This is a genomic window from Neobacillus sp. NPDC097160, assembly GCF_044762155.1.
Classification (GTDB): domain Bacteria; phylum Bacillota; class Bacilli; order Bacillales; family Cytobacillaceae; genus Neobacillus.
In genome coordinates, this window is record NZ_JBIWDU010000001.1 from 331,611 (window position 1) to 351,693 (window position 20,083).

Genomic DNA, 20,083 nt, shown 5'->3' on the forward strand with positions numbered 1-20,083 from the left:
CTTAACAGTAGATAAGATTATGATTAGAAAAAGATTAGAAAAATCTAATGATTGTTTGAAAGGGGGATTTCTTTTCTTCGTAGAAAGGAGAAAAGGCCTTTTGCATTTTAAAAAGAGAGGAATGTTTGTGGGCTTTTTTGGTATCTCTTATTTCTAGTAGGGGTGTTAAGGGGTATTTTTTAAAAAATCATACGCTAAATTACCTAGTTGGAAGGTACTAGGAAAATTTACAAAATTCTATCAATTTATTCACATCGGCACAATAATTGACGCTTATCATGTTAGTTGTAAGCAAATTACATGTTGGGGGCGATAATGATGAAATCACGCTTGAAAAAGAAGTCGATTCCTTTGATTGCAACAACTCTTTTGGCAACAACTGCTTTTACGACCCAAACGTTTCAAAGTTTAGGTCAAAATCAAAAAGCTGAAGCAAGTACCCTTTCAGCAGAAAAAAAGAATGGTGCGAAGTGGCTTGCCGGTGATCATCATGTACATAGCGAGTGGAGTGTTGGCTGGGACAACACGAAAAATCCTCCGGAGGCGATAAGGGGTGGGGATGCTATTTATCCCATTGTAAAAAATGCTGAAAATGCCAAGAAATATGGGCTTGATTGGATGGTATCAACCGACCATGGGGGACCGAATCATTCTAAAGTGAACTTGGAACAAGCTTATCCTGAGCTGCTTAAATCACGGCAAGCCGTTCCTGACCTCCTGCAATTTTACGGAATGGAATTTGATACACCTGCAGCCGACCACAGTTCCTTAATTATTCCAAAGAGTGATGATGAGTCTGAAACTCTTTATAACATCGAAAGTCAATTTAATAAACGGGATCCACATCCGAATGATGGCAGCCGTGATACGGAATCCAATATGATTGCGGCCCTTAACTATATGAAGGATTTGGATGAACCACCCGTTTTGTTTGCTAACCATCCTGCGCGCTCAGCAAGCGGGGATGCCAAGTGGGGCCAGGATACTCCGCAGGAATTCCGTAATTGGAACGATGCGGCACCGAATGTTTCTGTGGGAATGGAAGGTGCTCCAGGTCACCAAGCAGGTGCCATTAATAAGGATGGATCGATTGATCCGAAGGGTGTACGCGGCGGTTACGGTAATTCAGGCGCTCCAACGATGGGCGGATTCGACCAAATGTCCGCTAAAGTCGGCGGTTTATGGGATTCGATGCTAGGAGAAGGAAGACATTGGTGGATCACTTCGACATCCGATTCCCATGTCAACTGGCGTGACGGTGGAAGCGACTTCTGGCCAGGTGAATATTCAAAAACTTATGTAAAAGCTGAAAAGAACTATAAGGATATCATGGACGGACTTCGTAATGGAAATGTGTTCGTCACAACAGGCGACTTGATCTCAGAACTTGATGTGAAAGCCCAAGCCGTTGGAAAAACACCGTGGAATGCCGTTGCTAATGGGAACACCGCTTCTATCGGTGAGACATTGACATTACCAGGCAAGAAATCAAGGGATGTGACGGTAACGGTTCGTCTTCTTGACCCAAATGGAAAAAATGCCAATGGGGATAATCCAAAAGTAAAACGGGTGGACTTAATTGTCGGTGAAGTGACCGGAAAGGTAGAAGATCGTACAACTGCAGTCAATCCGACAACTAAGGTGGTCAAACGGTTCACGGAAAAAGACTGGAAAAAAGACGGGGACTATATCACGATTTCCTACACGTTAAAAGATGTGGATAAAGATAGTTACATTCGGTTGCGTGGAACCAACACAGACCAGTTAGAACCAGCATTAGACCCTAAAGGCGAAAACCCATGGTCCGATCTTTGGTTTTATTCAAACCCAATCTTTGTAAAAACCAATAAGTAAGAGAATAGGGACGAGGAACATCAAAATTCCTCGTCGTTTTTTTACATGAAGGGAAATGAATTGTCTCTATGAAAAAACTAGCCTGTTTACTTATATTACTTTCACTCAGTAGTATATTTTCTTCATCAGCATCGGCTCATTCCAATAACAGTGAGGGGTATTCGCTCATTGAAGTAAAGAATAACACTCTTGACTATGAACTTAAGGTTGATCTTGAGGAATTAGGGCATGCGTTGAATAAGGAAATCGATCAAACTGAATTAATCGATTCTGCAGTTGTTGAAAACTATGTTAATACCCATATAAAGCTTTATGCTGATAGCGTTCAGATTGAAGGAAGTATTCAAAAATCTGATGTAGAAATGATAGAGGACCGTCAGTTTGCAGTGATGAATATGACCTATAAGATCGAACAGATTCCTGAAAAATTAGTTGTCGATTACAATCTTTTTTTAGATGATTCGGATCCGAGCCATGCCAACTTTGCGACGATTAAAATGGATGGGAAGCAGCAAGAAAAAATTCTTACATATGAATCAAGAGAACTAGAGATTGGCCAGGTAAGCATGTTCCAGAACATAAAACAATTTACCCTGCTTGGATTAGAGCATATCTTTACGGGCTATGACCATATTTTATTTGTCATTAGTTTACTTTTCGGGGTAAAAAACTTTCGCCATATCGTTTCATTAGTAACGGCTTTCACAATTGCCCATAGTATCACCTTGGCGCTTGCCACTTTGAACCTTGTCTCGCTGCCCAGCAAATTGGTGGAGTCAGCAATTGCGCTAAGTATTGTGTATGTTGCACTCATCAATATTTTTAATCGCGAGCCAAAACATCAGCCGTGGCTGGCCTTTGGCTTTGGACTCATTCATGGCTTTGGCTTTGCCGGAATTTTAGCAGAAATGCGATTGGACCGAGAATCGCTGGCAGCCTCACTTCTGTCTTTCAATATTGGAATCGAACTCGGACAGCTCATCATCGTATCCCTGGCCTTGCCAGTCATTGCCTTTATTCAAAAGATAAAGCGAATGAACTGGCTCATCCCCGGAACCTCAATTGGTATTTTGAGCTTCGGCCTTGTATGGTTTATTCAGAGGGCTTTTTGAACCAAGGGGACGGTTCTCATGGCTTCACTTGAGAACCGTCCAAGCTTTATTTAAATCTAAATAGTAAACCCGATTTTCCCAAATTGGTCGGCATTTTCCATACGCTTGAATGCTTGGTCAAATTGTTCCAATGGATAGATCCGATCGATAACAGGTTTTATTTGATGTGTTTGAATAAACTCGATCATTTCTTTATACTCTTCGCCGCTGCCCATCGTGGAACCGATCAGACGATATTGTCCATAGAAAAAGTCACGCAGATTGAGGTCAACGACATCCCCTGCAGACGCTCCAAATGTGACAATGGTTCCCCCGCGCTTCAACTGTTTGAGGGACTTATTAAAGGTAGCCGCACCAACACATTCAATGACCAGGTCCACTTTTTCGCCGCCAAGCGCCTTCTCCCAGTCTCCATTGCTATCGAAGGCCCTGTCCGCACCAAGTTCGAGAGCTTTCTGGCACTTGTCATGCGATCGGGAGGTAACGAGAACAACGGCTCCTGCTGCTTTGGCGAATTGTAGTAAGAAGGTGGCAACACCGCTGCCAATGCCAGGAATTAGTACTTTCATTCCAGGGCGGACTTGACCTTGGGTAAACAATGCCCGATAGGCTGTCAGTGCTGCTAAAGATAGGACACCTGCCTCCTCCCAAGTTAAATACTGAGGTTTTTGCACGACATTCTCAGCGTGAATGATGATCTGCTCCGCAAAGGTACCGTTGTCTGGATAGCCAAGAAGGTCAAATTCTTCTGGGGGTGCCGGACTTTTTTCTCTCCACCTAAGGCTTGGATTTATGATGACTTCATCCCCGGCCTGAAGTCCGACGACACCCTCACCGACAGCATCTATAACTCCAGCACCGTCCGAACCGATAATAAGTGGTGGTTCCGTAGGTTTATGACGCTGAAGCACGAACAAATCACGATGGTTTAAGCCTGCGGTCTTCAGGCGTACGCGTACCTGCCCCGCCTGTGGACGCAGTTCTTCTGTTTCACGACACGATAATCCATCAAAACCCGTTTTCTCAGCATGAATAATGGCTTTCATCCAATCACTCCTTTTTCCAATTACGTTTATAAAAATACTCAATATAATAATCATAATCTGAAAAATGAAATTTTAAAAGAAATTGAGAAAAGATGTGAAGTTCATGAGGACGAATCTTGTGAAGGAATCGGTGAAACTGTCCACATGAGGGGTTCATGAGGACGAAACTAGCAAAGGAATGGGTGAAACTGTCCGCATGAGGGGTTCATGAGGACAAAACTAGCAAAGGAATTGGTGGTACTGTCCATATGAGGGGTTCATGAGGACGAATTGGAGAATTATTTTTGCAAAAAAAAAACATCCCAGCTCATTATTTTTTTGAGATGGGACGAACTGGTTCTACAAGATGAAAGGGAAGGTATTCGTGGTTGTTTTCGATTTTTTCAATGATGGTTGCTAATAACTTTTTCATATTTATTTCCTCCTATTGATTTGATACCTTTATTATCAAGGATATGGTGTATTTAGACAATCTTGCTGAAAACGGAAACAATTGGATTGAAAACGACAACATTCCCAATGTAAGCGATGTTTCCCATCGCTTTCTTAGTAATTCATCGTTATTCGCCGTTTTTGAAGTGAAAGAACCGTCCCCCTACTTCAAAATATTTTTAATCCTACTTTATTGATTGATTTTATAGGAATGGAAGCGTTTTACTAAGGTGGAATACTATTTTCAGATGATTGACAAAATAAAAATAGATTAGTAATATCTAAACTATCTTAATAAACTCATAAACACTTATCGCGAGCGACCGAGGGACAAGGCCCTATGACGTCCGGCAACCCCCTTTTTGGGAAGGTGCCAATTCCTGCAGAATGACTTTCATTCTGAAAGATAAGTCGAAATATCCGTTTGTATTTCGATGCCTCTTTCAGTTGAAAGGGGCATTTTAATTTTTCCAAAACTATTGGATATAAAAAAAGAGGTCAGCATATGATTGAGATTCAGAATCTTACAAAGGTTTATAAAACGAAAAATGGCACGGTAAAAGGTGTTGATGAGGTTTCGCTCTCCGTTCGAAGAGGGGAAATTTACGGGATTGTCGGCTATTCCGGCGCTGGAAAAAGTTCGCTCTTGCGCTGTATCAATCTGTTGGAGCGGCCTACTTCAGGCGCGATTACCGTGGATGGCACTGATCTTACCCAATTAAAAGGGGAGAAGCTGCGTTTAGCACGGTTAAAAATTGGGATGATTTTTCAACACTTTTACCTAATCAGCCAAAAAACAGTGTTTGAGAATATTGCGTTTTCCTTGAAAGCTGCCAACTATCCAAAAAGCCAAATCAAAGCACGGGTCGAAGAACTGCTGGCAACCGTCGGGCTTGCGGATAAACGGGATGTTTACCCTGCACAGCTGAGCGGGGGACAAAAACAACGGGTTGGGATCGCTCGGGCCTTGTCCAATAATCCGAAGGTGCTCTTATGCGATGAAGCGACTTCTGCATTGGATCCAACGACAACAAAGTCGATCTTGAATCTATTGAAAAAAATCAATAAGGAACTCGATATCACCATTGTGCTCATTACCCATGAAATGAATGTGGTCAAGGAAATTTGCCACCGCATGGCGATCATGCAGGATGGAAAGGTCATTGAGGAGGGCGCGGTGTATGACCTGTTTGCCAGCCCCCGGGCCGAACTGACAAAGGAATTTATTGAAAGTGTCGTGTCCTTTGATGTTCCGGAAGCCATTTTAAAAAATTGTGAGGGTCCGATCATAAAAGTGACCTTCAAGGGGAAAGTCGCCGGTGAGGGTGTCATTTCCGATATGCTCCAGCAATTTAACGTAAAAGGGAACTTCCTTCATGGTTCGATTGAATATATTCAAGAATTGCCGCTGGGCATCTTTATTATGGAACTGAAAGGGCAGAAGGAGGAAGTAAGCACGGCGCTTCAGTATATCGAAGACCGGGCAGCGCAAGTGGAGGTGTTACGCGATGGGCTTTGATTTTCAGCATCTTTTAGAACTGATTCCTGATATTAATACAGCTTTTGTCCAAACGATTTATATGATCATCATCTCTTTAGTGATTGCCATTGCCATTGGCCTGCCAGTGGGAATTCTCTTATATGTCACGGACAAAGGATTGTTTTTGCAAAATCGCGGACTTCAAGTTTGCATGGGTTTTATCGTCAATTTAATTCGGTCGATTCCATTTATTATCTTGTTGGTAGCATTGATTCCATTAACCAATTTTCTCGTTGGGACAACGATAGGGCCAACTGCCGCGAGCGTGTCGCTTTCGGTGGCATCGATTCCATTCTTTGCCCGAATTGTCGAGACGGCATTACGAGAGATTGATAAAGGGGTCATCGAAGCAGCGATTGCTGCGGGTGCTACTCCATGGATGATCATTAAGGATGTCCTCCTCCTTGAAGCAAGATCGGGGATTATTTCCGGTATTACCTTAACACTCATTAGTTTAATTGGCTTTTCGGCGATGGCGGGGACAGTGGGCGGCGGCGGAATCGGTGATTTAGCGATTCGCTTTGGTTACTATCGCTACGATAATACCATCATGATTGCGACTGTTGTTATATTAATTAATTTAGTTCAGTTTGTTCAGCTTCTTGGTGATTTCGTAGCCAAATCTGTTGATAAAAGAAAATAAGAGAGAAGGAAAATGTCATGAAAAAATGGTTTTTAGCAATGGTTTTACTTTTAGTCGTAGGGGCGTTAGCAGCTTGCGGCAGCAATTCAGAAAGCAGTGATAAGGCAAATGCCAAATCCAAGGATATTAAATTAGGGGCTACCGCCGGTCCGTATAGTGATATGTTAAAGAAGGCAATTGTACCTGGATTAGAGAAAAAGGGCTATAAAGTGGAAGTTGTCGAATTTAGCGATTATATACAACCAGACAAAGCGTTAGATAATGGTGATATTCAAGCGAACCTTTTCCAAAACTCGATTTACCTTGCAAGTTTTGCGAAAGAAAACAATATGGATTTGTCTGCTTTGATTTCGGTTCCAACAGCACCAATGGGTATTTTTTCAAAAAAATATAAATCATTAGATGAAGTAAAGGATGGGGCAACGGTTACCCTTCCGAATGACCCGACGAATGCGGCCCGTGCTTTGAATACTCTCCGCGATGAAGGGTTGATTAAAATCAATGAAAAGGCCGATCCGATTACAGTATCAGAGAAGGATATTACGGAAAACAAGAAAAACTTGAAATTCCAGCCGATTGAAGCTGGTCAGCTGCCTCGTTCTGTTGATAGCGCCGATTTAGCTGCTGTTCCTGGAAACTTCGCCTTAGCTGCTAAGATGGACTTGCTTGATGCCATAGCGCTTGAAAACATGCTTAATCCGTATCGCAATGTCGTTGCCATCAAAACAGAAAATAAAGATACCCAGCTGGCTAAGGATATTAAAGCCGTTGTAGAATCTGCTGACTTCGAAAAAATCATTGACGACCAATTCAAAGGCTTCGGAAAACCCGATTGGATGAAATAAAAAAAAGTCCCTTCTCAAATCGAGAAGGGATTGGTTCGTTATCTATAACTCGAGTTGCGTTTTTAATTCATTTTGCACTCTTTGCTTTTCTTCAGCTGACACCATTCCGTAATAGATGTGATTAATCATTGTTCCTTGTTCTTTAATCTCCATTTGCTGAATGGACTTTCCGGCATCCTTGTACCCTTTTTGAATCGATGCGATTTGATCAAATGTAAGGTTCGTTTTTACATTTTTGCCAAGGACGGTAAAAATATCGGAAAACTTCGTTAAGCTTGAAAGACTTGCTCCTTCTTTGACCACACCTTCAATAATTTGACGCTGTCTTGTTTGGCGGCCAAAGTCACCTTGAGGGTCTTCTTTTCTCATTCTTGTATAGCTTAAGGCTTGAGCACCATTTAAAGTAAGCTCTCCTTTTGCAAAATGAAAGCCATCTTGGCTGAAATCTAGATCATTCTGAACGGTGACGCCGCCAACGGCATCAACCATACTCGTGAATCCTTCCATGTTCACCTGGATATAATAATCAATGGGAATATCAAGGAAATCCTCGACGGTATCCATCGCCATTGGAACCCCGCCAAAAGCATAAGCATGGTTAATTTTGTCCTCTTTCCCTTTGCCGATAATTTCGGTACGGGTGTCCCTTGGAATGCTGAGCATCTTCACTGAATTGTTGTTTGGGTTGACCGTTAAGACAATCATCGTATCGGAGCGGCCCTTGTCACCTTCGCGCTCGTCCACACCAAGCATTAAGACTGAAAACGGATCTTTAGCCTTGAGCGAGACAGCTTCGTCCCGTTTTTCAGATTGTTTTCGCTCAATCGGCTGATGCATTGCGTCAACTGCTTTATTCAATGATTTATATACAGTGTACCCGTAAGCTCCTCCACCAATTACCAACAGAGAGAGAATTGCCGCGGTCACCTTTTTCCATGTTTTCTTTTTTCGAGATCTCATTTTGGAAAAAACCTCCTAAAAATCACTTGCTTCTCAGTTTACCAAAATAATAGGCTATTTGATATGTAAAAAATATGGAAATGTATTTTAGAAGTGGTTGATGTTTATAAAAAAATACCCTCTAAGCTTTTAGACGAATTTTCATATTGTACATTTTTTTATCCGCTACTCTTAATAAATCGTCAAGTGTTTTGCCATCACTGGGGTAGATAGCAGTACCGGCCGAAACGCTGATTTCTTTGTAAGTGGTTGAGATCATTTTAAGATTTTGGTGTATTCGCCCCATCGTTTCATTGGTATTGTTGTTTTTCGAGAGGATGATGAATTCATCCCCACCCCAACGGGCAACGATATCTGTATCCTGGACACTTTTTTCTAATTGACTGGAAAGGACCTTTAATAGGTTATCCCCTTCTTTGTGTCCGAAATTATCGTTGATAGTTTTAAAGTTATTGATGTCGGATAGGATACTAAATTGTTCTGGTCCGCTTAAAAGTCTGCAAATGACCACAACTGTCGTAAAAATGAATAAAAACCATATTGGTTTTTTGTAGAAACCAATCCCTAAAAATACGGTGGCCAGGATATAAAATACATATAAATGATTCTGCTCGATTTGGTAGTAATACAAGATGGCATTCATAAGCAATAGAATAAAAAATCCCCAGCGAAAATAGACAGGATTATTGAGCCATTTATTCATTTTCTGATCCATACCTATTTCCTTCTATAGACGTGAATTTGAGAGCAAGGGATTACAAAAGAATTTTACTATAAACAACGGGGGAATCTGCCAATTTTCTACAAAAGTCGAAAAATTGACAAAAGTCGAATCCTGATGGTGGAGTGCTGATACCTACAGCACGTTCTTGAGGGCGATGAAGGACAAATGAGAGTAGATTGCGTAGAGATTTGTCCTTCATTAGCAAAGGTTGAAAAAAACTACTCCCCCGATGTAAAGCAAGGAGTGGTCAATGAGTTTTCGTTTAAATTTCATCGTTTCATTCCTCTTTCTGCTAGTTTTGCAGGCGGCTTTTTCAAAAAGGAGTCGAAGCGGAATTTACAGTAGGCGATGAGAAAAAACTCAGGCCAGGCCATGGCAATCAGGTATTGCATTAGGGCAAATGCCCCCAGTAACACGTATATTTCCAATAAACCATAGCCGTTGCTTGAAATGGCTTTGATGATTGAACCTCCAAAAATAGTGGCCCCAATCACAAACGATAGGCTAATATGTCCTTTGGACGTTTGAAAATCGTAAAGTAATTTCCCGCCCTTGCGGAACGCCCCTTTTTTGACCCTTCTGACCGATCTCCAGGTCGAAAGGGCTAAATAGACCAGCCCTCCGCCAATCAGAACAAAGCCAGTCGTCCACATATACCCCGGAGCAAGGCGGTCTTCACAAGCGAGAAAGTAGACCTTATAAAAATCAAGTGACAATTTTAAACTAAAAATGGTCAATAAAATGGCTTGGAACTTTTGAAACTTATACGTATTTTTGGTAAATGTGAAAAAAATGGCTATCAAGAGGTTTACTAGTAATAAATAGATATCTATTCTAATAAATTGAAGCCAGTCATCACTAATAAACATCATCGAACCGGCTCCGACATCCACAACCAATGTGGAAACCGCGCTAATAAAAAAGGTGACCCAAAAAAAGGCAGAGATGCGGTCAGGGCTTAAACGCCCGTTTGCCACGTTCTTAAGTTCATAAAAGTCTGCTTCGTTACAATTTTTTAACATACTATTCTCCTGGATTCGCCGCTTTCGCTTTTGCAGCGGCCTCCGCCTCCGCCTTTGCTTTTGTCTCTGCCGCTTTTTTTGCTTCTATTTCTTTATGTATTTCATTTGCTGTACTTTGGATGTCGTGACCAATTGACTCTAGTTCACTTGCTAACCGGGAAAGCTCTGTTGCCAGTTTGTCAAAATGATTATTGATGTACGTCATTTCACCAGCCTTCCAGCTGCTGCCTAGACTTTCTTTCACGACATTTAAACTGTTTTTACTGCTTCTAACATCTGAAGCAAGATCATTAACCCGTCCGCCCTGAATAAGGGCCTTGCTAAGATTAAATTCCATAATATTCATCACCTTTTTCCATTTTATAATGTCTAGCTACATTATTTTGGAAAAAAGCAAAAAATGAATAGATTTTCCTATAAGCAAAGGAAAAATGTGCTATATGGTGTCAGGCACCATTTAGGACAAAACTTCACGAATCCGGTTGGAAATGTCAAAAAACTGGTTCATTAGGGAATTAAATGTAAGGATGTTCTTTTGAATAGAGAGGGGACGGTTCTCCTGCTTCATTTCTAAATATATTATTAAGTATTTATTAAAAAGAGGGGAATTAACGAGGTAAGTAGTACAATAGTATCAGGGTACCTGCCACGACGGATATTTTATAATAAAAAGCATACGGCTTGTATGCAGGTTCATATACTGGATAGAATGGAATAGACTTGTTGCGCTTTTAGTTAAAGTATTAAATAACATTTCTATCTTGTCATTAGACAAGGATTAACGATGTTAAGAAAGGGGCTTTTATATGACTAAAAAACTATTAATTATTTCTTCTGATAACACCGGTCATGGTCATAAAAGTATCACAGAATCCTTGTGTGAAAAGATTGGAATCGATAATGATATTAAAGTACATGTAGTAGATGGCTTTTCATTGGGTGGACATCCACTAATGAATATTGGCAAGACCTACGGCCCCATTACGAGAAGATCAGAAAATTTATGGGAGATGGTATTTAACTATTCAGCTGAAAACCCAGAATTAATTGACAAATTTATCGAAATTCTTATTAGGAAAAATTTCTTGAAATTACTAGATGAAGAAAAGCCCGATATAATTTTATCTGTTCATCCAAATTTTAATGGTTCTATTTTGAATATTTTGGAAAAGGAATTTATGAAAATTCCATTTATTACGCTTATTGCCGACCTTGTGAACATATCGCCACTTTGGGCGGATCAGAGAGCTAATTATATCATTAGCCCCACTATTGAAGCACGTGATAAGTGTATCGAGTATGGGATTCCAGCTGAGAATATAAAAGTTGTAGGGTTCCCCGTTCGCTCAAGATTTTTTAGAAATAGCACAAATAAAAAAGTGAATTATCAAGTTGGTACACCACTAAACTTCTTAATCATGAGCGGTGGTGAGGGTGTAGGGAATATGAAGCGTATTGCTGAGATTCTGTTTGATCATTTTGATTGTACCGTGAAAATTGTGGCGGGCAGAAATGCAAAGTTAAAGGCAGAGTTAGAGCAATCGCTTAAGATGAAGTATGGAAATAAAGTGGATATTTACGGTTTTACTAAAAATATTCAAGAACTCATGTTTCAGGCAGATATCGCGGTTACAAGAGGGAGTCCTAATGTAATGTTTGAGGCGTTCGCTTCCAATACTCCGATTATTATCACAGGTGCGTTACCTGGTCAAGAACAGGACAATCCAACCTTTGCCGAAAAATTAAATTTGGGTGTGATTTGTGAAGATACAAGCGAGATCGAAGCTAAGATCAACCAATTACTTGAAAATGATGCTGAGAAGCTAAATCATATCATCCATTGTCAAAGAAAGTTTATCAACTCTCGAGCTGCAGAAGAAATCATCCAATTCATGTTAGAAGTGGAAAATCATTTGGAGTGGAAGCTACAGCTTGCGTAATACGTTTAAAGAAAATACTTATTATGACTAAATGATAAAATTTAACCATTTCATCCTATTAATAAAGGTGTGTTCTTGTATTTGAAAAGTTCGAATCCTCAAATGGTGTTCACCATATTGGTATTTATTGCCCTAGCTGCTTTTGATAATATCATCGTCGGATTATTTCCTCCACTATTTCAGTATATAGCAGATGATTTGCATGTAAAAATTGCTAAATTGGGGACGATTTCAGCTGTGAATATTTTAGTTACAGCTGTTTCTTCTGTTTTTTGGGGATATCTATCAGGAAAATTCAAACGTAAAAAATTGATTATCATCGGAACGTTGATTTGGGTTGTATCCGTATTTTTGACATCTATTAGCCAGAGTTATGGAGAGCTTCTCATTTATCAAATATTAACGGGAGTCGGGTTAGGGTGTATTGCCTCTATTGGCTTTAGTGTATTAACTGATTCTATTCCATATGAGAAACGTGGGATGATTTTGAGCCTTTGGGGCATGGCCCAAGGCTTAGGAGGAATTGCAGGAGCCCTTTTGGCCTCTTTAACTGCAACCAACACAAGTTGGAGATGGCCTTTTGAGATAGTAGGTTTTGTAGGCTTTTTTCTCATTATTTTATACCTTTTCGTAAAAGAACCTGCAAGGGGAGGAGCAGATCCTGAACTGAAAGGTCTCATGGAAAATAATCAGTCCTATCATTATGTTATCGAAGCAAAGCAAATTGTACCAATTTTATTAAAAGGAAGTAATGTGTATCTTTTCTTGCAGTCACTTTTTATGAATATTGCAACAGGTAGTCTCATATGGCTTCCAACCTTATATATTTTCAAAATTCAACAACTAGGATACACTGTAGAGACATCGATGATTGCTTCGGGTTACTTATATGCCATATTTCAAATTGGAGGAATTACATCGGTTTACTTTGGTCACCTTGGTGACAGATTTCAAAAGAAAACGTATAAAGGAAGGGCAATGTTAACCTCATTCTTTGTATTTCTTACGATGCCCCTATACATACTAATGTTTATGATTCCAATGAACAATCTGCTTCTACCTCATGACAATAATGCTTTAAGTATTTTCCTTAGTTTAATGGGTCAGCTATTCATGAATCCATGGATGGCTTTATTGTTTGTTTTGTCTTTTTTAGCTTCTGCAGCTCAATCTGCAAACACACCTAACTGGCTCGCACTTATTACTGAGGTAAATTTCCCGGAGCATCGAGGGACAGCTTTTAGCGTCGCCAATCTTTTCAGTAGTTTAGGCAGAACCATTGGAAACGTAGGAGTCGGTATAGTGCTCAGCATGGTCTCGACTCGCTATCATGAACCAACTTCTTATATAATAACCTTAGCGGTCCTTCAAATTTTTCTCATTCCTTCAGCCATATGTTATCTTTTAATGGCAAAAAAGAATATGTTTGATATACAGAAGGTGAAAGAAACACTGAAGCTACGATCAGAACCCGAGCCACATGAGGGATAATATTATTCGTGGAGTTGGAGACACATTTATGGTTATAAGTTTTATAATGAAAGTAGAAAAATAGTATATTACCTAGCTGGTGGAGGGAAGAAACGTGAATAACCTATTACAAAAGGGTCAGAGTATATTTACAAGATATTTTGCCTTTTTCTATATGGCTGTATTCCTCCTTTGGATGAAAACATACATAGCTCAAATAACGCAGTTTAAATTAGGGGTGGAAGGGTCATTTCAGCATTTCCTATTATTTATCAATCCTTTCGGATCTTCCCTCCTTTTTTTAGGACTTGCTCTCTTTTTTAAAGGACGGAAAAAGTATAGTTGGCTAATGGTCATTTATTTTCTTCTATCTGTCCTTTTGTATAGTAATATTTTGTATTATCGCTTTTTTAATGACTTCATTACGTTACCGACGCTAACTCAAACAAAAAATGCAGGAGAAATTGGTGGTAGTGTCGTTTCTTTATTAAAATCGTATGACTTTTTATTCTTCATTGATTTCTTTCTGTTGTTGGCGTTACTTGCATCTCGCTTTATTAAAATTGAAGCTGGAAATGTGAATCGTCGAAAGGTTAGTGCGTTATTTTCACTTTCGTTAGCGCTTTCTTGTGCCAATTTAGGTTTAGCGGAAATAGATCGCCCCGAATTATTAACAAGAGGATTTGACCGGAATTATATTGTCAAATATTTAGGGTTGTACAATTACACCATTTATGATGTGGTTCAAAGTACGCAAGCATCGGCACAAAGGGTAATAGCAAATAGCGACGATATTACTGAAGTCAATAATTATACAAAATCAAATTATGCAAAACCCAACCCGAATTACTTTGGTTTCGGAAAAGGAATGAACGTCGTTTATTTCCATCTAGAGTCGTTCCAAAATTTCCTTATTGATTACAAATTACATGGAGAAGAAGTAACCCCATTTTTAAATTCAATGACGAAGGATAAAAATACCGTTTATTTTGATAATTTCTTCCATCAGACGGCCCATGGGAAAACGTCTGATGCTGAATTTATGTTGGAGAATTCATTATATGGATTACCCCAAGGTTCTGCATTTATGACAAAAAGTTTAAACACGTACCAAGCGGCTCCTGCCATTTTAGGAACCCATGGCTATACGTCTGCGGTCTTCCATGGGAATTCCGGGAGTTTCTGGAATCGCGATGAAATTTATAAATCGTTTGGATATGATAAGTTTTTTGATTCAACTTACTATCAAATGGACCCTGAGGACCTGGCACAGTATGGGCTTATGGATAAGCCGTTTTTAAAGGAATCGATGCCGCTTTTAAAATCATTACCACAGCCATTTTATACCAAGTTCATAACCGTTACGAATCATTTCCCATTCCCAATTGATAAAAAAGATACGACAATTGATCCACATACCACTGGTGTCTCATCTGTCGACTCGTATTTTCAGACTGCCCGCTATGCGGACGAAGCGTTAAAGCAGTTTTTTACATCAATTGAGAAAGCTGGATTATTAGACCATACGATTATTATAATGTACGGTGACCATTATGGAATTTCAAAAGATAATAATAAGGAAATGGAGCATGTTCTAGGGAAAGAAATTACACTTTTTGAAAGCGCTGGATTACAGCGAGTACCGTTATTGATTCGGGTGCCTGGGTTAGAGGGTGGAGTGAATCATGAATACGGCGGGCAAATTGATCTTCTTCCAACACTGCTTCACTTGTTAGGAATTGATACGAAAGAGTATGTCCAATTTGGTACAGACTTGTTGTCTAAACAGCATGATGATTTAATTCCTTTCCGAAATGGTGATTTTGTCAGTTCAACCATCACATCCATTGATGGAAAATTCTATGATTCAACAACGGGAAGGGATTTAGGAATTGACAAGTTAACAAAGGCTGAGAAAGATCGGAAAATGGTCGATGAGAAATTATCGCTATCAGATCGAGTGGTAAATGGAGATTTATTACGTTTCCACAATCCAAAAGGTTTTGTTTCAGTTGATCGATCTAAATACAACTATCATCAGAAATAAAGAAGCAAGGGGACTTTCTCTTGCTTCTTTCCTTTTCTGTCCCTTAATGCGTGTCTTTCTACTTTTAAAATTCAAAATACCGGCGAAGTAAATAAGAAACCCACTTACAATGAGGATGATTGCGGATATTTTCGAGTAATCCTTTCACGATAGCAGGGGGTAGAGTCGGTTCGATCAACTGTTCTTTTAGCAGGATCAACGATTCTTTTTCAATGGACTCCTGCATTTCATTGATTTTTTGTGCAATGTTTTCGAGGAGCTGTTCTTTCGGGCCTACCTCACTCATCGGCTGCTTAAACATTTGGCTAAGCTCTTGTGTCACAAATGGAACCGTCGTATGCTGCGCCAGTAACGTTGTTTTTTCCACAAGCGACTCCGAAAGTAACTTCAAATCCAAGGGGACGTTATAGAAGACAAATAACTGTGAATACATATTCATAAAGCCTTTAATACAATACATTAAATCATACTTTGTCTCTTTGACTTCCTCACCGTATAATCGCTCAATCATTGCTAAGATCACGTTCTCAACTAATTTATCGTAGTATTGCATTTTTAAAATCAGGTCTTTATTAAATGTCTGTGACTGCTCTTTCATGAGAACTTTGGCAAAATCCGAATGCTTATGAAAAGCATGATAGATGGAATAGTAAAACTTATATAAAAGCTGCTCATTCTCCGTGTTTCTGACTATGTAGTCAATATCAGAGGTGATTTGCATCATAAAGTAGTCAATTAAGGCGATAATCAATTCGTCCTTTGACTTGAAGGTTAAGTAAAAGGCGCCTTTAGAAATCCCGCAATGCTCGGTTATTTGCTGGACAGATGTGGCTTCAAACCCCTGCTTTGCAAAAAGCTCCAACGCCTTCTCCATAATTAATTGTTTTTTTATCATTTGATTTAATCGCTCCTATAGTTAAGGATGTCCAGCTAAGGCCCCTGAACAAGGCGCTTGCGCTTTTCCTATTTCATTGACAAATGACTCGCTGGTCATTATTATAAGTAATTGAGCTTATGAAGTCAATTAAGGGTAGGTGTAATTGTGAAAGGGTTAGTTAATTTTGTTTTGAAAAATAAATTAGCAGTTTGGCTGCTTACGATCATCATTACGGCATCTGGTATTTATTCAGGTACGCGAATGAATATGGAGACGATTCCGAATATCTCGATTCCATACTTAATGGTCATGGACGTTTATCCGGGTGCCACTCCTGAAAAGGTAATGGAAGATGTCTCCATGCCGATTGAAAAAGCGGTAGAAGGGCTTGATCATGTCAAAGCCGTTTATTCAAATTCCTACTCTAACATGTCTAGTATTCAAGTAGAATACGAGTACGGCATCGATATGGATGAGGCGAAACGGGAATTAAAATCTGCGCTTGACTCCTTGAAATTACCGGAGGGTGCACAAAAGCCGACAACGACAGCAATTAGCATGAATATGATGCCGGTTGTTGCCTTAAGTGTCAGCAGTTCAAAAGAGGATATTGTTGATTTAACGTCAACAGTTGAGGAAAGCTTGCTTCCAAAAATCGAGAAAATCGAGGGTGTTGCATCGGCAACGATTACCGGTCAGCATATTGAAGAAGTCGACCTTACCTATAACAAAGCAAAAATGGCTGAATTTGGTTTAACGGAAGATAAAGTTAAGCAAATGATTCAAGCAAGCAATATGGCTGTTTCATTAGGACTTTACGAGTTTAAAGCAGGGGAACAAGCTGTCGCGATTGATGGCAAGTTCATGACCGCTGATGAGTTAAAGAATATGCTGATTCCAATCACCCCATCAGCTGCCAATCCATCACCATTTGTGAAGCTTAGCGATATCGCAACGATTGATACAGTTGGTAAAGTGCAATCGATCTCGCGCACAAACGGGAAAGATGCTATTGCGATTCAAATTGTCAAAGGCCAACAGGCAAACACAGTTGATGTTGTCAACAAGGTGAAGAAGGTAGTGAAAGAAGAAAAGGCAAAAGTCGATGGTCTTGTCATCGATGTCACCCTTGACCAAGGGAAGCCGATTGAAGAATCAGTGGCCACGATGATTGAAAAAGCGATATTTGGCGGTTTAATTGCCGTATTAATTATCCTTCTTTTCTTACGTGATTTTAAATCTACGATTATTTCGATCGTATCGATTCCAGTTTCGATTTTTATGGCTTTATTGCTCTTACACTGGATGAATATAACGCTCAATATTATGACACTTGGTGCGATTACGGTTGCCATCGGCAGGGTAATTGATGACTCGATTGTCGTCGTGGAAAATATCTACCGAAGACTGCATTTAAAGGAAGAGAAATTAAACGGTCGTGCCCTTGTACGGGAAGCAACAATTGAAATGTTCAAACCAATAATGTCCTCGACATTAGTAACGGTTGCGGTATTTGCGCCAATGATTTTTGTAGGTGGGATGGTCGGTGAACTGTTTGCTCCGTTTGCGTTGACGATGGCGTTTGCGCTTGGAGCGTCGTTACTTGTAGCGATTACTATCGTTCCGGCTCTATCGCATTTCTTATTTAAGAAAAAGTTATACGGTGAAAAAACAGCAAAACGCCATAAAGAGGTCGGAGAATTAGCGAAATGGTACAAATGGTTCCTGGAAAAGACGCTTAATCATAAAGTGATTGCCTCCATCCTTGCAATTGTGTTATTAGCCGGAAGTTTGGCGTTAACACCGTTAATCGGCTTTAGCTTCATGGGCAGTGAAGAGGACAAAGTGATGTACTTAACGTACACACCAAAAGCAGGTGAGCTTAAAGACGAAACATTAGAAAACGTTCACGCTGTCGAAGAGAAGATGCTAAAACGTAAAGATGTTAATATCGTTCAAGTATCTGTTACGGATGCCGGCGATCAGATGTCAGCGATGATGGGCGGAGGCGGAGGCGGTGCCCTAATGTACCTCATCTTTGACCCAGACATGAAGGACTTCCCGAAAGTAAAAGAAAACATTGAAAAGTATGTAACCAGCCTTGATCAATCAGGCAAATGGAAGAGCCAGAATTTCGGTGCGATGTCGGGTTCGACCAATGAAGTTAGCTACACCCTTTACAGTGAAAATATAAACAAGCTGAATCAATCTGTTAAAAAGGTTGAGGCAGTGCTGAAGAAACATGATGACTTAAAAGATGTGACATCTAGTGCAGAGGATGCTTACGTCGAATATACTTTCCGTGTTGAACAGGCTAACCTGTTGAAGTACGGGTTAACAACGGGTCAGCTCGTGATGATGTTAAGTCCGCAAAAAACGCAAGATGTGTTAACGACGGTTGAAAAGGACGGCAGCTCTCTAGATGTCATCGTACAGCAGGAACAAGCTGCACAGCCGGAATCAATCGATGACCTTTTAGCAAAACAAGTACCGACAGCACTTGGTACAACAATGCCGCTCTCAGAGCTTGTTACTGTGAAAAAGGGAACAACGTTAAATACGCTTGCACGTAGTAAAGGTGAATATTACGCAACGGTTTCCGGAAAAATTAAGAGCGCTGATATTTCGAAAGTAACGTCTAAAGTTGGAAAAGAAGTGGACAAATTAGATTTACCAAAAGGTGTGACCGTCAGTGTTGCAGGGGTACAGGCTGATATGACGGAAACCTTTACACAGCTCGGTATCGCCATGGCAGCAGCGATCGCCATTGTGTACTTCATCCTTGTTGTCACTTTCCGTGAAGGTGTGGCGCCATTCGCGATTCTATTCTCGTTACCATTTGCCGTCATCGGTTCATTTGTTGGTTTGTTAATCGCTGGGGAGACCATCTCTGTGTCGGTCATGATGGGTCTATTGATGTTAATTGGTATCGTCGTCACGAACGCCATCGTACTGGTCGACCGGATTATTCATATGGAACGTGATGGATTGAGGATGCGTGAAGCGGTTCTAGAAGCGGGTGCAACGCGTTTACGTCCAATCCTAATGACAGCCATCGCCACAGTCGGTGCGTTAATCCCATTAGCACTTGGCGCAGGCGGCGGCGGAGGCTTAATCTCAAAAGGCCTTGCGATTACCGTAATCGGTGGCTTAACAAGTTCAACGCTATTAACGTTAATCGTCGTACCGATTGTTTATGAAATCCTGTCTAAGATTTTTAAAAAGAATCGCAGGGAAATTGAAGAGAATTAAAGAAAGTAAAGGGCATTCACCGAATCCTTTTATTACACATAAAGGGTATTTAATCATACAAATCAAACTGAACCAAGGGAATTTCCCTTGGTTTTTTTATCTTTCGTCATACAAAATGACCCTTCGTAGGTAATCCTTTTTCTTAGTCGGATGGAGTAAGTAGTAATTCGGGCCGAGTGTAAATTAAAGAGTGGTCGTCTCAATGGTTTAAAATCAAAAAGTTAGAAATTTTCATCATAAGTGAATTCACGCGTTTTATTGGATGCATTTCATTCAGGATTTTTATTAAAAGTGAATCCAATAGGCCCCATTGGATGCA

At 40.1% G+C, this 20,083-nt stretch carries 15 protein-coding genes and 1 riboswitch; of the genes, 9 read left to right on the forward strand and 6 right to left on the reverse strand.

Going from position 1 to position 20,083, the window contains the following annotated elements:
• The first annotated feature begins 315 nt into the window (after positions 1-315).
• Entirely contained in the window at positions 316-1,854 is a 1,539-nt protein-coding gene (locus ACIQXV_RS01435; RefSeq protein ID WP_402954929.1) for a CehA/McbA family metallohydrolase domain-containing protein, read from the forward strand.
• A 68-nt stretch (positions 1,855-1,922) separates the two neighbouring features.
• Complete coding sequence (locus ACIQXV_RS01440) at positions 1,923-2,966, forward strand: HupE/UreJ family protein (protein ID WP_402954932.1); 1,044 nt, start codon at positions 1,923-1,925, stop codon at positions 2,964-2,966.
• 56 nt (positions 2,967-3,022) lie between these two features.
• Here ACIQXV_RS01440 and ACIQXV_RS01445 read toward each other — a convergent pair whose 3' ends face one another.
• Entirely contained in the window at positions 3,023-4,012 is a 990-nt protein-coding gene (locus ACIQXV_RS01445) for a zinc-binding dehydrogenase (RefSeq protein ID WP_402954935.1), read from the reverse strand.
• A gap of 739 nt (positions 4,013-4,751) precedes the next feature.
• A riboswitch (SAM riboswitch) is annotated at positions 4,752-4,857 on the forward strand.
• A 92-nt stretch (positions 4,858-4,949) separates the two neighbouring features.
• On the opposite strand from ACIQXV_RS01445, the gene ACIQXV_RS01450 reads away from it, so the two are divergent.
• The 3 genes from ACIQXV_RS01450 to ACIQXV_RS01460 are packed head-to-tail and all read left to right on the forward strand — an operon-like array spanning position 4,950 to position 7,472.
• Positions 4,950-5,963 (forward strand): methionine ABC transporter ATP-binding protein, encoded by a 1,014-nt coding sequence (locus tag ACIQXV_RS01450; RefSeq protein WP_402954938.1) that lies wholly within the window; start codon positions 4,950-4,952, stop codon positions 5,961-5,963.
• On the forward strand, positions 5,953-6,627 hold the full coding sequence (locus tag ACIQXV_RS01455; RefSeq protein WP_402954941.1) for a methionine ABC transporter permease: 675 nt from the start codon (positions 5,953-5,955) through the stop codon (positions 6,625-6,627). Before ACIQXV_RS01450 ends, ACIQXV_RS01455 begins: the two co-directional genes overlap by 11 nt.
• A 17-nt stretch (positions 6,628-6,644) precedes the next feature.
• Positions 6,645-7,472 carry a MetQ/NlpA family ABC transporter substrate-binding protein gene (locus ACIQXV_RS01460; protein ID WP_402954944.1) on the forward strand — a complete coding sequence of 276 codons (828 nt, stop codon included), beginning with the start codon at positions 6,645-6,647 and terminating at the stop codon, positions 7,470-7,472.
• Positions 7,473-7,514: 42 nt separating this feature from the next.
• Here the strand turns inward: ACIQXV_RS01460 and tagU are convergent, their stop codons facing one another.
• From tagU to ACIQXV_RS01480, 4 genes are all read right to left on the reverse strand, one after another.
• Positions 7,515-8,432, reverse strand: a complete 918-nt coding sequence (gene tagU, locus ACIQXV_RS01465) for a polyisoprenyl-teichoic acid--peptidoglycan teichoic acid transferase TagU (protein WP_402954947.1) — start codon at positions 8,430-8,432, stop codon at positions 7,515-7,517.
• A 121-nt stretch (positions 8,433-8,553) separates the two neighbouring features.
• Complete coding sequence (locus ACIQXV_RS01470) at positions 8,554-9,147, reverse strand: GGDEF domain-containing protein (protein ID WP_402954950.1); 594 nt, start codon at positions 9,145-9,147, stop codon at positions 8,554-8,556.
• Positions 9,148-9,425: 278 nt separating this feature from the next.
• On the reverse strand, positions 9,426-10,178 hold the full coding sequence (locus ACIQXV_RS01475; protein ID WP_402954952.1) for a hypothetical protein: 753 nt from the start codon (positions 10,176-10,178) through the stop codon (positions 9,426-9,428).
• Between the two features lies 1 nt (position 10,179).
• Positions 10,180-10,515: a hypothetical protein gene (locus ACIQXV_RS01480; RefSeq protein ID WP_402954955.1), complete on the reverse strand. Its 336-nt coding sequence runs from the start codon at positions 10,513-10,515 to the stop codon at positions 10,180-10,182.
• Between the two features lie 469 nt (positions 10,516-10,984).
• On the opposite strand from ACIQXV_RS01480, the gene ACIQXV_RS01485 reads away from it, so the two are divergent.
• The 3 genes from ACIQXV_RS01485 (at position 10,985) to ltaS (ending at position 15,635) form a co-directional block, all read left to right on the forward strand.
• The gene (locus ACIQXV_RS01485; protein WP_402954958.1) at positions 10,985-12,118 is read left to right on the forward strand and encodes an MGDG synthase family glycosyltransferase; all 1,134 of its coding nucleotides are present in this window, start codon (positions 10,985-10,987) and stop codon (positions 12,116-12,118) included.
• A gap of 81 nt (positions 12,119-12,199) precedes the next feature.
• Positions 12,200-13,609 (forward strand): MFS transporter, encoded by a 1,410-nt coding sequence (locus ACIQXV_RS01490; protein WP_402954961.1) that lies wholly within the window; start codon positions 12,200-12,202, stop codon positions 13,607-13,609.
• Between the two features lie 94 nt (positions 13,610-13,703).
• Positions 13,704-15,635, forward strand: a complete 1,932-nt coding sequence (gene ltaS, locus ACIQXV_RS01495; RefSeq protein ID WP_402954964.1) for a lipoteichoic acid synthase — start codon at positions 13,704-13,706, stop codon at positions 15,633-15,635.
• Between the two features lie 64 nt (positions 15,636-15,699).
• On the opposite strand, the gene ACIQXV_RS01500 is transcribed toward ltaS, so the two are convergent.
• Positions 15,700-16,530: a TetR/AcrR family transcriptional regulator gene (locus ACIQXV_RS01500; RefSeq protein WP_402954966.1), complete on the reverse strand. Its 831-nt coding sequence runs from the start codon at positions 16,528-16,530 to the stop codon at positions 15,700-15,702.
• A 147-nt stretch (positions 16,531-16,677) separates the two neighbouring features.
• Here ACIQXV_RS01500 and ACIQXV_RS01505 point away from each other — a divergent pair, with 147 nt between their 5' ends.
• Positions 16,678-19,764, forward strand: coding sequence for an efflux RND transporter permease subunit (locus tag ACIQXV_RS01505; protein ID WP_402954968.1), 3,087 nt, complete (start codon positions 16,678-16,680; stop codon positions 19,762-19,764).
• Positions 19,765-20,083 lie beyond the last annotated feature (319 nt).

Bases quoted from the DNA above. Each gene is read 5' to 3' on its own strand.
- ACIQXV_RS01455 (WP_402954941.1), top strand. From the start codon at position 5,953: ATGGGCTTTGATTTTCAGCATCTTTTAGAACTGATTCCTGATATTAAT.
- ACIQXV_RS01445 (WP_402954935.1), bottom strand. From the start codon at position 4,012: ATGAAAGCCATTATTCATGCTGAGAAAACGGGTTTTGATGGATTATCG.
- ACIQXV_RS01450 (WP_402954938.1), top strand. From the start codon at position 4,950: ATGATTGAGATTCAGAATCTTACAAAGGTTTATAAAACGAAAAATGGC.
- ACIQXV_RS01440 (WP_402954932.1), top strand. From the start codon at position 1,923: ATGAAAAAACTAGCCTGTTTACTTATATTACTTTCACTCAGTAGTATA.
- ACIQXV_RS01480 (WP_402954955.1), bottom strand. From the start codon at position 10,515: ATGGAATTTAATCTTAGCAAGGCCCTTATTCAGGGCGGACGGGTTAAT.
- ACIQXV_RS01485 (WP_402954958.1), top strand. From the start codon at position 10,985: ATGACTAAAAAACTATTAATTATTTCTTCTGATAACACCGGTCATGGT.
- ACIQXV_RS01460 (WP_402954944.1), top strand. From the start codon at position 6,645: ATGAAAAAATGGTTTTTAGCAATGGTTTTACTTTTAGTCGTAGGGGCG.
- ACIQXV_RS01475 (WP_402954952.1), bottom strand. From the start codon at position 10,178: ATGTTAAAAAATTGTAACGAAGCAGACTTTTATGAACTTAAGAACGTG.
- tagU (WP_402954947.1), bottom strand. From the start codon at position 8,432: ATGAGATCTCGAAAAAAGAAAACATGGAAAAAGGTGACCGCGGCAATT.
- ACIQXV_RS01470 (WP_402954950.1), bottom strand. From the start codon at position 9,147: ATGGATCAGAAAATGAATAAATGGCTCAATAATCCTGTCTATTTTCGC.
- ACIQXV_RS01435 (WP_402954929.1), top strand. From the start codon at position 316: ATGATGAAATCACGCTTGAAAAAGAAGTCGATTCCTTTGATTGCAACA.
- ACIQXV_RS01500 (WP_402954966.1), bottom strand. From the start codon at position 16,530: ATGATAAAAAAACAATTAATTATGGAGAAGGCGTTGGAGCTTTTTGCA.